This is a genomic window from Hymenobacter terrigena, assembly GCF_054776515.1.
This window is the reverse complement of sequence record NZ_BAAHBU010000002.1, coordinates 61232-74252: the sequence shown is the minus strand read 5'-3', so window position 1 is coordinate 74252 and position 13021 is coordinate 61232. Positions and strand designations below refer to the sequence as shown.

Annotated in this window: 8 protein-coding genes; 2 read left to right on the top strand and 6 right to left on the bottom strand. The window is 62.9% G+C overall.

Annotation, left to right across the window (positions count from 1 at the left end):
• Window positions 1–43: 43 nt before the first annotated feature.
• Complete coding sequence (locus tag ACYU7Q_RS07285) at window positions 44–382, top strand: hypothetical protein (protein WP_460608784.1); 339 nt, start codon at window positions 44–46, stop codon at window positions 380–382.
• A gap of 200 nt (window positions 383–582) precedes the next feature.
• Complete coding sequence (locus ACYU7Q_RS07280; protein WP_460608783.1) at window positions 583–1674, top strand: MBL fold metallo-hydrolase; 1092 nt, start codon at window positions 583–585, stop codon at window positions 1672–1674.
• Between the two features lie 80 nt (window positions 1675–1754).
• Here ACYU7Q_RS07280 and ACYU7Q_RS07275 read toward each other — a convergent pair whose 3' ends face one another.
• The 6 genes from ACYU7Q_RS07275 to ACYU7Q_RS07250 all read right to left on the bottom strand — a co-directional run bounded on the left by ACYU7Q_RS07275 (window position 1755) and on the right by ACYU7Q_RS07250 (window position 12987).
• On the bottom strand, window positions 1755–2384 hold the full coding sequence (locus ACYU7Q_RS07275) for a flavin reductase family protein (protein ID WP_460608782.1): 630 nt from the start codon (window positions 2382–2384) through the stop codon (window positions 1755–1757).
• A gap of 90 nt (window positions 2385–2474) precedes the next feature.
• A complete protein-coding gene (locus tag ACYU7Q_RS07270) occupies window positions 2475–3971 on the bottom strand; it encodes a M28 family peptidase (protein ID WP_460608781.1) in 1497 nt (498 codons plus the stop codon).
• A gap of 90 nt (window positions 3972–4061) precedes the next feature.
• Window positions 4062–6071, bottom strand: a complete 2010-nt coding sequence (locus tag ACYU7Q_RS07265; RefSeq protein WP_460608780.1) for a S9 family peptidase — start codon at window positions 6069–6071, stop codon at window positions 4062–4064.
• A gap of 183 nt (window positions 6072–6254) precedes the next feature.
• On the bottom strand, window positions 6255–8594 hold the full coding sequence (locus tag ACYU7Q_RS07260; RefSeq protein WP_460608779.1) for a S9 family peptidase: 2340 nt from the start codon (window positions 8592–8594) through the stop codon (window positions 6255–6257).
• Window positions 8595–8811: 217 nt separating this feature from the next.
• On the bottom strand, window positions 8812–10983 hold the full coding sequence (locus ACYU7Q_RS07255) for a M3 family metallopeptidase (RefSeq protein ID WP_460608778.1): 2172 nt from the start codon (window positions 10981–10983) through the stop codon (window positions 8812–8814).
• A 216-nt stretch (window positions 10984–11199) separates the two neighbouring features.
• On the bottom strand, window positions 11200–12987 hold the full coding sequence (locus ACYU7Q_RS07250) for a DUF885 domain-containing protein (protein WP_460608776.1): 1788 nt from the start codon (window positions 12985–12987) through the stop codon (window positions 11200–11202).
• Window positions 12988–13021: the final 34 nt, after the last annotated feature.

The window sequence follows — 13021 nt, the reverse complement described above, 5'->3', positions numbered from 1 at the left end:
CGAAATCAACGTACTTTGCACCACCAATCCCAAGTACTACTTCATGAAGCTTTCCACTCGTCCCGTCCTGGCCCTGTTGCTGGGCACCGCCCTGGCGGCCTCGCTCTCGTCCTGCGATTACCGCTGGAGCCCCGGCCAAAACCCGCAATTCAAACACGGTTTCACCAACGCCCCCGGCTGGCACAAATCGGACGTGGACCGCGACAGCATCAACAACCAGCAGCGCGTACCGCCCGCCACGGGCACCGGCTCGGCCGCAGCCCTCAAAAAAGGCACCGTGAAAGAGCAAATGAATTCGGCTCCGGCTGGCGCCAGCGCTACCTCGACCCAAACCGCCAGCGGCCAGCTGGCCCCGGCCGACCAGGCGCCGGCGAAAAAATAGCCTTCAAAAGCATTTATGCTAAAAAGCCCGCTGTCAATGCGACAGCGGGCTTTTTGCGTTCGGCCTAAGCGCCACCGTAGTCTGCGGGTAAGCACCACGGTGGGAAAAAAGGGCCAACCTTGGGCCCGGTGCCGGCCGTAGTATCGGGGCCACGCCGGCTGGCCGGCACCGGTTTTCCACTCTTTTTGTCCCTTATCGCTATGCTTTCCAACGATGCCACGCGGGCCAGCACGCCCGCTTTCACTGCCGTAGTGCCCGGCCTGAGTGTGCTGCGCGATGTCTTTGTAAACCTCTACTACGCCTTCCCGCAAGATGAGCCACAGGGTGCCTGGGTGCTCATTGATGCGGGCCTGCCCGGCTCGGCCGACAAGATTAAAAAGCATGCCGAAGACCTCTTTGGGGCCGATACGCCACCCGCGGCCATCATCCTCACCCACGGCCACTTCGACCACGTGGGCGGCCTGCACGGCCTGCTCGATGCCTGGCCCGACGTGCCCGTGTACGCCCATCCGCTGGAGTTGCCCTACCTCACCGGCCGCTCCAGCTACCCCGCGCCCGACCCCACCGTGGGCGGCGGCATGATGGCTTACCTGTCGTTCACCTACCCCAAGCACCCGTATAATTTTGGGGAGCGGGTGCAGACGCTGCCCGCCGATGGCAGTGTGCCCGGTCTGCCCGGCTGGCGCTGGGTGCACACGCCGGGGCACACGTTCGGGCACGTGTCCTTTTTTCGGGAGCACGACAAAATGCTGGTGGCCGGCGACGCCTTCACCACGGTATTTGCCGAATCCGGCCTCAATACGTTTACGCAAAAGCAGGAAGTACACGGCCCGCCGGCCTACTTCACACCCGATTGGGACGCGGCCCGCGACTCCGTCGAACTGCTGTCACGGATGGAGCCCGAGGTCGCAGCCACCGGCCACGGCATTCCGATGCACGGCGAAACCCTGCGCAATCAGCTGGCTGATTTCGCTGCCCGGTTTGATGCCGTGGCCCGGCCCAAAACCGGCCGCTACGTCCAGCAGCCCGCCACGGCCGATGGCGGCGGCGTTACCTCCGTGCCTCCGCCCGTCATCAAGCCGTGGTTGAAAGTGGCCGCCGTAGCGGGACTCGTCCTTGGGGCCTTGGCGCTGGCCTCTACTGGCCGCAAAAGCAGAAAAACCAAAGCCAAATTCAAACCGAAAGGTGCTAAAAACCAGGCAGGTCGCGATGGAGCCGAGTCACCAAATTATACCGACGACGAGTGGTATCCCGATTTCACTAAGAGCAGGATTGAAGGGCAATACCCTTGATTGAACAGGGCTTGCCAACTACAAAAAGGCCATTCCACAACGGTGGAATGGCCTTTTTGTCTGCGGGAACACGTGTTATTCTATTCCGCCACCGGCAGTTGGCCTAGCCGGGCGTAGCCGAAGCGCACGGGCGGCTGCACGGCGTGGTAGCCGTCGAGGCCCGAGATGGTGGCCGTGCCCAGGGCCACGAGGTCGAGGGTGCCGTCGGGGCGCAGCGCTTCGTCGCGCAGGTACACATGTTCCACGCGGCCTACCAGCAGCACCGTGCCGTTGCTGATGTGGTGCTCTTCGAGCAGCCGCAGACCGATGCTGAGGGCGCTTTCGGCCACGTAGGGCGCCGGAAAATCGTCGCGGTATTCGGCCGTGAAGCCACAGGCATCAAACTCCGAAACCGAGTCCGGGAAGTTGGCCGAAGTGTAGTGCGCCTGGGCGGCCAGCGCCTCGGGTACGTGGTTGAGGGTGTAGCAGCCGCTGCTTTTGAGGTTGGCGTAGGTGTGGCGCGGCACGGTGGTGGGCCGCGTCACAATGCCCAGCAAAGCCGGGTCGGAGCCTAAGTGCAACGCCGAGCTGAACACGGCCAGGTTGGTCGCGCCATCGGCCGCGGCCGTGCCCACCAGGTTGGCCGACTTGAAGCCCGGCAAGCCGTTGACAAGATTGAGGCGGTAAATTTTATCGAAGCCGGCGATGTCGGCGGCGGTGAGGTGGCGCATGGTACGCTTCGCTTAATGAAGAAGGAGAAATGAAGAGTGAGCAGTTAAGCCGGCATTCGCATATTTGTTCATTCCTCTAAGCGAAGTGCCCTACCGTTCCAGCCTGAAGCCAGGCTCGCGGGCGGGCGGTGCCGTGCGATTGGCCACGGCCCAGCCGGTGAGGTACATCCACTGCGTCATGCGCGTGAGCTTGGCGTAGTCGATGCGGCTGGGCTCATCGCGGGGCGTGTGGTAGTCCACGTGCAGCAGCGAGGTGTACATAATGGCCGGAATGCCCAGGCGGGCGTAGGGCAGGTGGTCGGAGCGGAAATACCAGCCCTCGGGGTGCGTGGGCTTGTCCCATTCGGTATCGAGCTTGAACCTGGGGCCGGCCTGGTTGGCCGCCAGCGCGGTTTTTACGAGGTCAGAGGAGTTCATATGGGGCGGCGTCGAGCCCAGCAGGGCGGCGCTGTCGGGGGCGTTGCGGCCCATCATTTCGGCGTTCAGCACGGCCACAATGCTGGCTTGCGGCACCGTGGGATGGGCCGAAAAATAGGTCGAGCCAATGAGGCCGCGCTCTTCCGAGCCTTGGTACACAAACAGCGCCGAGCGCCGCCCCGGCTGTTGCTTGAAGGCCCGCATGATGGCCAGCAGGGCTGCGCAGCCGGTGGCGTTATCGTCGGCGCCGTTGTAGATGGAGTCACCGGCCACGGGGGCGCGCACGCCGTCGTGGTCCTGGTGCGTGCTGAAGAGGACGTACTCTTTCTTCAACTGCGCGTCGGTGCCGGGCATCTTGGCCACAATGTTCACCGACGGGTACTGGAAACTCTCCACTTTCAACTCGGTGCTGAACTGCTGGCCGGCCTGCTGTATCCAACTGGCGGCGCTGGCGGGCAGCCATACCACGGGCGGCGTGCTCACCACTTTGGTGCTGACCGCGCCGGGCAGGCTGTAGCGCCCGCGCTCATAAATGTGACTCCAATGGTCATAAAGGGCCTGCGAGGCCGCATCCGACACGAACACCACGGCGACAGCGCCGGCCTTCACCAACTCGCCCGCCTGCCCGGCAAACTTGCCGAACACGTAGCGCCGGTAGCTGATGCCGTCCGTCGGCGCGCCCGCAATCTGCACCGCCACGGCTTTGCCTTTCACGTCGACTTTAGCGAGTTCTGCTGCCGAGCCGGTGCCCACGTACACCAGCGGCGCCGTGATGCTGGCATTGGTAGGAGCCGTCACGGCACCGTCTTCGTTTAATTTAATTTCATGAGTGCCAATGCGTAGCGTACTGCTCTTGCTCAGGCGGGTGCGTTGCAGGTTGAACCACTGGAAGTAGGTGCCATCGTCACCGGCTGGCAGCATGCCGGTGGCCCGAATCTGGTCGGCGAGCCACACGGAAGCTTTCAACTCGTCCAGCGTGCCGCCCTCGCGGCCCCGGAAATGGTCGCCGGCCAGCGCAAACAGGTCGCGCTTGATGTCGCTTTCGCGGATAGCGCTTTCGGCGTTCGTGGATTTAGCAGCGGGCTTTTTCTGGGCCGAAGCAACCAATGGGCCGGCCACGCTAAGCCCCGCCAGTAGCAGCCGCAGGGCGAGGGAAGACGTTTTTTTCATAATTAGTGGCAGGAAGAGAATTGTTTTGCAATGTCGGCAACACAAGTGCCAAAACGACAAAATGTTTGCAGTAGGCCAGGGCGTTTGCCATTACTTAGCATCCGACGCAGCAGGCCTCAGGTACTCATCGAGCCACTCCAGCCACAACCGGTTCCACTCGGCGCTGCGCACGGGGTCGGACGGGACGTGGGCCGAAATCGGGAAGGCTACGAAGCGCACCGGCACCTGCTGGTCTTTCAGCGCGTGGTAGAGCTTGTAGGAGTTGCTGATGGGCACGCGGTAGTCGCCTACGTTGTGCAGAATGAGCGTGGGCGTGCGCCAGCGCGTGGCCCGCGAAATTGGCGACTGTGCCTGGTAGTGCGCCATGTTTTCAGTGCTGAGCCAGGGCGAAGGACCGTAGTGCCCGGCATTGGCGATGTTGTTGTCGCTCAGGTTGTAGCTGTCCAGCAAATCGACCACCGAGGCGGCCGCCACCGCGCAGCGCCAGCGGCGCGACTCGCCCATCAGCCAGGCCGTCATAAAACCACCGTACGAAGCACCCGACAGCGCAATGCGGCTGGTATCGACCCAGCCGCGCTTCTCCAATTCGGCAATGCCGGCCAGCACGTCGCGCCCCGGCCCGTCCCCCGCATCATCCCGAATGGCCCGCTGGAAGGCATAGCCCAGGTTGTCGCTGCCCCGGTAGTTGGGCTGAAACACCACGTAGCCGTGCGCCGCCACTGCCTGCCCCAGCCCATAAAAGGCCACCCGCGAGGCATTCGAAGGGCCGCCGTGCATCATCAGCACCAGCGGGTACTTTTTGGCGGGGTCGAAGCTGGGCGGGTAGGTGAGGATGCCATCGGGGCGCAACTCGTCCGATTGCCATTCCACCGCTTCCATGCGGCCCAGGGCCAGAGCGGCGGTTTCGTGGTTGAAATCGGTGAGGCGGCGTGGGGTAGCGGTGGTCGAGGCCAGGTAATACAACTCAGCCTGGCGGCCAGGCTCGTTGGCCGTGAGGGCCAGGGTATTGCGGCGGCCCACCGCCATTTCTACCCAGTAGCTGCCGTTGGGCGAAACCCCGCCCAGCGGCAGCTTGCGGCTGCGCCCGTTCAATTCCTGCTGCCAGATGGAAACCGTGGGGCCGTCGTTGCCACCCACAAACAGACTCCTACTGTCAAGGGCCCACACGGCGCGTTGCAGGTTGCGGTCGAGCCCGCGGCAGAGGTGGCGCACGGGGCCGCCGGGAACCGGCACCACGTCAAATTCCAGCGACTCGAAATAAGGCGGCTCGCGCGGCGTCTGGTAGCTCAGCCATTTCCCATCGGGCGAGTAAGCAGGCAAGTCGACGCGGTGCGGAGAGCCGGGAAACCCGCGCACCGTGCCAGTGGCCACTTCTAGGGTGTACAAGGAGGTTTCCTGGTCGCCGGTCTGGGCGCTGGGGCGCAGCACGCAGGTCAGCGTGCGGCCGTCGGGGTGCCAGGCGAAGGGGGCCGAAGAGTCATCGGGCAAGCTCAGCGCGCCGCTGGTGAGGCGGCGGGCGGGCTGCCCGTCGGTGGCCGAAACCAGCCATAGGTGGTCGGGCGTGGGCGGCGCGGTTAGTGTCACGCTGCCGTTACCTACTTCAAAGCTGTCGTTGCCCCGCGCAACTTCGGCCGCGTTGGCCGGCGCATCGGCGGCCGAGTAGGCGAGGGCCGTGCCATTGGGATTCCAACTGTAAAGCTGCACATTAGCGATGGCCGTGGTGAGCTGGCGAGCTTCGCCGGAGGCGAGATTCTGCACGAAAAGCTGGGTGTGGGCGTCCTTGCCCGTGCCGGTGCGCGCCAGGAAAGCCACCCGGTCGCCGGTGGGCGACCAGCGCGGCTGCTTCACGGTGGGCCGGTCGGCTACCAGCACGCGCTGCCGGCCGGTGGCCACATCCACCAGCACCACCTCGGCCTCGTGGCGGTTGGCGGTGAGGTTGGGCCGCGACACCACTACCAGAATGCTCTTGCCATCGGGCGAAAGCTGCGGGTCGCTCACGTTCACCAGCCGGCTGATGTCGGCCAGCTCGAAACGCCGCTGGGCATGGCTGAAGCCGGGCTGGAGCAAAAGCAGTGTCAGCAGCCAGAGAAACCGGAGCATTGGTTGCGGTTTGGACCGAAGGCTTTTCATAGCCGTTGTGAAGGGAATAAAAAAGAACGTCATGCAGAGCGCAGCGAAGCATCTTTACCGCAATAGTAAACCTATCGAAGGGATTACTGACTGCGGGCAAGATGCTTCGCTGCGCTCTGCATGACGTTCTATCCTGACCTAACTATCGCCTGCCTACTGCACAGCGTTGCGCGGGTCGGCGTGGGGCTTCATCTCGTAGTCGTGCGGCGGCTGGGCGCCGGCCAGGTTCTGCACGAAATAGTCCCAGCGGCGGCGCATCATGTAGGGCGCATAAGTGCCGTAGCCGTGCTGGGCGTTCGGGAATACCACAAGGTCGTAGCTCTTATTGGCTTTGGTGAGGGCTTCTACCACCAGCCAGGTGTTGTAAGGCGGTACGTTGTTGTCCATCAGGCCGTGGGCTAGCATTAGCTTACCTTTCAGGTTCTTGGCGAAGGCAGCGTTGGCCTGGTTGTCGTAGCTCGTGGTGCCGTCGGCGTTGGTCTTCATCAGGCCGATGTAGCGCTCGGCCCAGTCGTCTTCGTAGTTGCGGTTTTCGTGGTTGCCCGATTCGGAGATGCCCACTTTGAAGAAATCCGGGTAGCGGAACATGGCCGCCGCCGTAGCGTAGCCGCCACCCGAGTGCCCCCAGATGCCGGCCCGGTTCAGGTCGATGTAGGGGTACTTCTGCGCCAGCTGGCGCATGCCGGTCACCTGGTCCGAAAGCGTGTTTTCGGCCATGTTGCCGTAGCAGGCATCGTGGTAGCTCTTGGAACGCAGGGGGTTGCAGCTGCCTTCGATGACTACCACCACGAAGCCCAGCTCGGCCAGGGCCTGGTGGTCGTTCCGCGCCGAGGCAAACGACCAGCTGCCTACGCCGCCGCCCTGCGGCCCGGGGTAGATGTAGTTGATAATCGGGTACTTCTTGTTCGGGTCCAGGTTTGTGGGCGTGAACATCAGGCCATACAGGTCAATCTGGCCGTCCTGGGCTTTCACCGTGATGGGCGTGGGAGCCTTCCAGCCGGTAGCCGTGAGGCGGGAAATGTCGGTTTTCTCCAGTGTCGAAATCAGCTTGCCATCGGTGCCGCGCAGCACCGTCACGCCGGGCTTATCGGGCTGCGAGTACGTGTCGACGAAATAGCGGCCCGAGGGCGAAAGCATGACCTGGTGGTTGCCGGCCTCGGGCGTGAGCAGCGTGAGGTGCTTGCCATCGAGCCCCACGCGGTAGAGGTGCGTAAAGTAGGGGTTGCCCGCCTCGCGGCCGTCGGCCAGGAAGTAAAGCTGGCGCTTCTGGTCGTCTACTTTCAGCAGTTGCGTCACCACAAAATTGCCTTTGGTAATCTGGTTCTTCACCTTGCCGGTGCCGGCGTCATACAAGTAGAGGTGGCCCCAGTTGTCGCGCTCCGAATACCAGATAACCTCCTTGCTCTTGGGCAGGTAGCGCCAGTTGATGGCATTCTGGCCCGACTCGTACTGCGTAGCCACGGTTTCGGAAAACACGTCGCGCACGGCACCGGTCGCGGCATCGGCCACGCGGATTTTTTCCTCCTTGTGGTCGCGCGAAGTCGACACAAATGCCACTTCGCGGCCATCGGGGCTCCAGTCCACATCGTCGAAGGTGCCGCTGCTGGATATATCATCCGAGAGCGAGCCCCGGTGCTGGTCAGGGGCCATCTGGAAGCGCACCACTTTCGGGTTGTTTACTTCGATAACCACGCGCTCGATGGTGGCTACGTCTTTGTCGCCGGGCAGCGGGTATTTCCAGGATTTCAGGGTGGGATGGCCCACGTTGGTGGTTACCAGGTACATGTCGCCCACGTTGCGCTGGTCCTGCCGGAAAGTGGCGATTTTGCGCGAGTCGGGCGACCAGCGCAGCACCGGCTTGTCGCTGGTGGTCCAGCCGGCGTTGTCGGTGGCGTAGCCGTAGTCCTTGGTGCCGTCGGTGGTGAGCTGGGTGGTCTGGTTGGTTTTCGTGTCGCGCACCCACAGGTTGTAGTCCTTGATGTAAGCGGCCAGCTGGCCGTTGGGCGACTCAACCTCGTTCTCCGCGTTGGGGCTCGGCTGGGTCGCGGGCGCGGCATCGGGGCTCAGTTGCCCGCTCGCTACGTCGTACTTCCAGCTTTTGCCGCTCGCGGTAAATGAAATAGCCTTTTCATCGGGCGAAAACTTGAGCGTGCGGAACGGCAGTCGGTTGGCTTCGTAAGATTTGCCGGTGGCCGCGGAAAGCGCAGCGGCCAGCTTGGCCTGGTCGAAAGCGGCGGTGCGGGTTTTGCGGGCCGGGTCCACCAGGATGAACTCGCTGCCCTGCGCCGTGAGCACGCGGTACCAGAACCGGTCGCCCGCGAGCCAGTTGGGCTGGCCGGCGCTGTGGTCCACCAGCGCCTGGGTGTTGTAACTCAGGAAGCGTTCGGCGCGGGCGTAGTCTTCGGCCGTGAGGGCGGGCAACTGCTGGGCCGAAGCTGCGGCTGAAACGAAAAAGGTCGCGGCCGTGAGCAGGGCCGGTACGTACTTGTGCATAGGCTTGGGAAGGGGCGGGCTTAAAGTTGGGATGAATGGGCGCGAAAGGTCGGCAGTTGGCCTCGTTAGGTTGCGTTTATTTCAGGAAATGCTGACAGCAGCGAATGCTGGGCACAAGTACGATAAGTTGGCTACTTGCCCGCCGGGCGTGCGAAACGGCAAAAAGAAAGCCCCAATTACGGGGCTTTCCTGGAATTAGCATTTGCCAACTATGTGGCTATTTACCCCTCGTCGCAGCAGGTTTGGTTTTACCAACCGGCTTTTTGACCGGGGCCGAGGGGCTGGCTTTGGCTCCCGCCAGCGGGAAGTTGCGCTGCTTCATGAGCGCGTCAATTTTCGGGTCGCGACCGCGGAAGGCGCGGTAGCCGGCGGCCGGGTCCACGGTGTTGCCCACGGTGAACACGTTCTTGCGCAGGCGGGCCGCCACGGCCTTGTCATAAGGCCCGCCGGCCTCGGTGAAGGCGCTGAACGCATCGGCCGCCAGCACCACCGACCACAGGTAGGAGTAGTAGCCAGCCGAGTAGCCATCCGAAGAGAAAACGTGCGTAAACTGCGGCGTGCGGTGGCGCATCACCAGCTCCGAAGGCATGCCCAAGCCGGCCAGGGTTTCGCGCTCAAACTTGTCAGGGTCAATCTTCTGCGCGCCGGCCAGGTGCAGCTTCATGTCAATCAGGGCGCTGGCCAGAAACTCGGTAGTAGCAAAGCCTTCGTTGAAGGAGCTGGCCTTGTTGATGCGGTCCACGAGCACCTTCGGGATGGGCTTTCTAGTCTGGTAATGCAGGGCAAAGCGGTTCAGCACCTCGGGCGTGGCCAGCCAGTTTTCGAGCAGCTGCGAGGGGAATTCCACGTAGTCGCGCACCACGCTGGTGCCCGAAAGCGAGGGGTACGTCACGTTGCTCGACAGCCCGTGCAGGGCGTGGCCGAACTCGTGAAACAGCGTCGTGGCGTCGGTCCACGAAATGAGCACCGGCTCGCCGTCCTTGCCCTTCACGAAGTTGGAGTTGTTCGACACGATGGTCGTCACAGGCTTGTCCAGGCGTTCCTGGTTGCGGTAGGCATTCATCCACGCGCCCGAGTTTTTGCCGGGCCGGGCGTAGGGGTCAAAGTACCACAGGCCCACCTGCTTGCCGGTGGTTTTGTCGTTCACTTGCCACACCTTCACATCGGGGTGGTACACGGGCACGTCGGTTACGGGCACAAAGCTGAAATTGAACAGCTCGCCGGCCACCCAAAACATGCCCTCGCGCATCTTATCCAGCTGCAAATACTGCTTCACCTCGTTCTGGTCGAGGTCGTAGCGGGCTTTGCGCACTTTCTCGGCGTAGTAACGGTAGTCCCAGGGCTCGATTTTGAAGTTGGCGGGGGCGCCTTCTTTTTTGGCCAGCGCCAGCATGTCGGCCACTTCCTCGTGCACGCGGGCCACGGCGGGCGTCCACACCTGCTCCATCAGCTGCATGGCGGCTTCCGGGGTTTTGGCCATGGTGTTGTCGAGGCGCAGGTGGGCGTGGGTGGGGTAGCCCAGTAGCTTGGCGCGCTCGGCCCGCAGCTGCAAAATCTGGGTGATGATGGCGTTGTTGTCGTGCGCGCCGCCGTTGTCGCCGCGGTTCGTAAACATGCGCCAAGCCTTCTCGCGCAGCCCGCGCTGGTCCGAGTACGTCAGAAACGGGTCGATGCTGGAGCGGGTGTTGGTGATGACGCCCGCTGCCGCGATTTTGCGGGTGCCGGCCGTGGTTTTGGCCGCGTCGCGCAGCGAGGCCGGCAGCCCGCCCAGGTCCTTATCGGTTTTCAGCACCAGTACCGAGTCGGCTTCATCGGCCAGCACGTTTTGCGAAAAGTTGGTGAATAGCCCCGCCAGCTGCTGGTTGATGGCCGACACGCGGGCCTTGGCCGTGGCGTCCAGCTTCGCGCCGGCTCGCACAAACTGCTTGTAGTCAACTTCCACAAGCCGCTGCTGCTCGGCGGTCAGCTTTTTGTTTGCCGGCGAATTATACACCGCCTCAATGCGCTTAAACAGCGCCGGGTTCTGCGAAATCTGGTCGTAGAACGCGGCCAACTTGGGCGCCATTTCCGTTTCCACGGCGCTGAAGGCTGCATCATTCAGCGTGCTGCTCCAGATGTCGTAGATGGCCGAAACGCGCGTCAGCGTCTGCCCGCTGCGCTCCATGGCCGCAATGGTGTTCTCGAACGTAGGCGCGGCCGGGTTAGTGGCAATGGCGTTGATTTCGGCCAGATTCTCGGCCATCGCGGCCTCCAATGCGAGCTTGAAATCAGCTACCCGTACCTTGTCGAAAGCGGGCACGCCGCCGTGTGGACCTTCCCAAGGGGCCAGCAGGGGTAATACGCCTGCGGTGCGGCCTGCCAATGCGGCGGGAGTGGAAGTTTGAGCCATACCAGGAGTGGGAAGCAGGGTGAAGGCCAGGCCAAGGGTGGCCAGAAAACCGGTCAGCCGCCGGCGGGAATTGAAGTGCGACATCAAAGATGAGATTCGGAGAATACGAAAGATAGGGCAAGGTAGCGCGGACTTTTAGTCCGCGTCCCGCCGCGGAAAAACGACCAACGCCCAACGGCTTATGGGCGCGAACTAAAAGTCCGCCGCTACCTTGCTTTACCGCTGCCGGGCAGCCCAGGCGTCCATTCGGCGCTCTAGCACGGCCAGGGGCATGGAGCCGCCGGCCAGAATTTCGTCGTGGAAAGCCCGCAGGTTGAATTTCTTGCCCAGCTGCTTTTCGTAGCGGCTGCGCAGCTCACGGATTTTGAGTTGGCCGGTTTTGTAGGCCAGGGCCTGGCCGGGCATGGCCAGATAGCGCTCGATTTCGGCCGTGGCGGCCTGCTCCGAAATTGGCTCGTTGGCCATCATGTAGTCGATGGCCTGCTCGCGGCTCATGCCTTTGGCGTGCAGGCCCACGTCCACCACCAGGCGCAGGGCGCGGTGCATCTCATCGCCCAGCGCGCCAATGCGTTGGTAAGGGTCGGTGTAGAGGCCGAGCTCCTTGCCCAGGCTTTCGCAGTACAGCGCCCAGCCCTCACTAAATGCGGGGTAGGAGGCGAAGCGGCGGAACTTGGGCAGGCTGGTGTTTTCCTGCTGCAACGACAACTGGTAGTGATGCCCGGGAATGGCCTCGTGCAGAAACAGCGACTCCATGCCCGAGGTCACGTTGAATTTGGTGGCATCAAGAATCGGCACGTAGAAAATGCCGGGCCGCGCGCCGTCCGGCGTGCCCCGGTTGTACTCGGCCGAAGCCGTGGCGGCGCGGAAGGCCTCCGTCTGCCGAATCTCAAACGGCGACTTCGGCGTGCGCCCAAACAGCTTGGGTAGGTTGGGCGTGATGCGCGCCTGGATGCCACGAAAGGCGTTCAGCACATCGTCCGGCGTTTTGTAGGGCATGAATTTGCTGCTGGAGCCCAGGTAGCTGAAGAAGCCCGGCAGGCTGCCTTTGAACCCAACCTGCTTTTTCACGGCCTCCATCTCGGCCCGGATGCGCTTCACCTCGGCCAGTCCGGTTTGGTAGATGGCGTCGGGCGTGCGGTCGGTGGTGGTCATCAGGCGCACGTCGTAGCGGTACATTTCGGCCCCGCCGGGCACGTCGCTCAGGCCGGTGCTGCTACGGGCCTGGGGCAGGTATTCATTCTGCAGGAAGTCGGCCAGCTTGCGGTAGGTGGGCACCACCTCGGTGAGAATGGCTTGCTGATAAGCACTGGTAAGGCGGGCTTTGTCGGCCTCCGAAAAGCTGGCCGGCAGCCGGGTGATGGGGCCGTAAAACAGGCTTTTGGTAGCATCGGCCGTTACCTGGGCTTGCAGTTGGGGCACCATTTTCAGCACCAGCACGCGGGGCAGCACCACGGCCGCCTTCATGCCCTGCCGGAAATTGCCGATGGCCGAGTCGGCCCACACCGGGAATTTGCCCACGCGGGCCAGCCAGTTGTCGTAGTCCTTCACCGTCTTGAAGGGCTGCGCGCCGGTGCCCGCACCCAGCTGGCTGAGGGTGGTAGGCAGGCTGTAAAACTGGGCAAACGGCATCATCCACGTGTTCAGTCGCAGGCCTTCAAGGCGGCTGCGCATCTCGTACTGAAAAATGTCGTAGCTGAGCTTGTCGTCGGCCGACAGGCGGGCGCGGTCAATGTTCAGCAAGTCATTGAGGTAGCGGCGGTAGAAGCGCGTCTGCTGCTGGCGAAAGGCGCGGGTCTGGTCGTTGGGCAGGCGGTCGTTGTAGCGGTTGTCGCCCTGGGCCGTGGCCATCATGGGAAACAGCCGGGCGCGGTCTTCCCAATACGAATTGAATAAACCGGCCAGTAAAGTCGCGGAAGTAGCAGCGGTGTTAGGTGGGGTTTGGGAGCCAGCCGGGTGCGCCAACAGGCACCACATTGCCAGTAAGGCAACAAAAAATCTGTTCATTAACCGATAAGTAAGCCGGCAAGCTACACAAACG

What these genes read in the sequence shown, in the direction of transcription:
- ACYU7Q_RS07285 (WP_460608784.1), top strand. Translation starts at nt 44, where the DNA reads ATGAAGCTTTCCACTCGTCCCGTCCTGGCCCTGTTGCTGGGCACCGCC.
- ACYU7Q_RS07280 (WP_460608783.1), top strand. Translation starts at nt 583, where the DNA reads ATGCTTTCCAACGATGCCACGCGGGCCAGCACGCCCGCTTTCACTGCC.
- ACYU7Q_RS07275 (WP_460608782.1), bottom strand. Translation starts at nt 2,384, where the DNA reads ATGCGCCACCTCACCGCCGCCGACATCGCCGGCTTCGATAAAATTTAC.
- ACYU7Q_RS07270 (WP_460608781.1), bottom strand. Translation starts at nt 3,971, where the DNA reads ATGAAAAAAACGTCTTCCCTCGCCCTGCGGCTGCTACTGGCGGGGCTT.
- ACYU7Q_RS07265 (WP_460608780.1), bottom strand. Translation starts at nt 6,071, where the DNA reads ATGCTCCGGTTTCTCTGGCTGCTGACACTGCTTTTGCTCCAGCCCGGC.
- ACYU7Q_RS07260 (WP_460608779.1), bottom strand. Translation starts at nt 8,594, where the DNA reads ATGCACAAGTACGTACCGGCCCTGCTCACGGCCGCGACCTTTTTCGTT.
- ACYU7Q_RS07255 (WP_460608778.1), bottom strand. Translation starts at nt 10,983, where the DNA reads ATGGCTCAAACTTCCACTCCCGCCGCATTGGCAGGCCGCACCGCAGGC.
- ACYU7Q_RS07250 (WP_460608776.1), bottom strand. Translation starts at nt 12,987, where the DNA reads ATGAACAGATTTTTTGTTGCCTTACTGGCAATGTGGTGCCTGTTGGCG.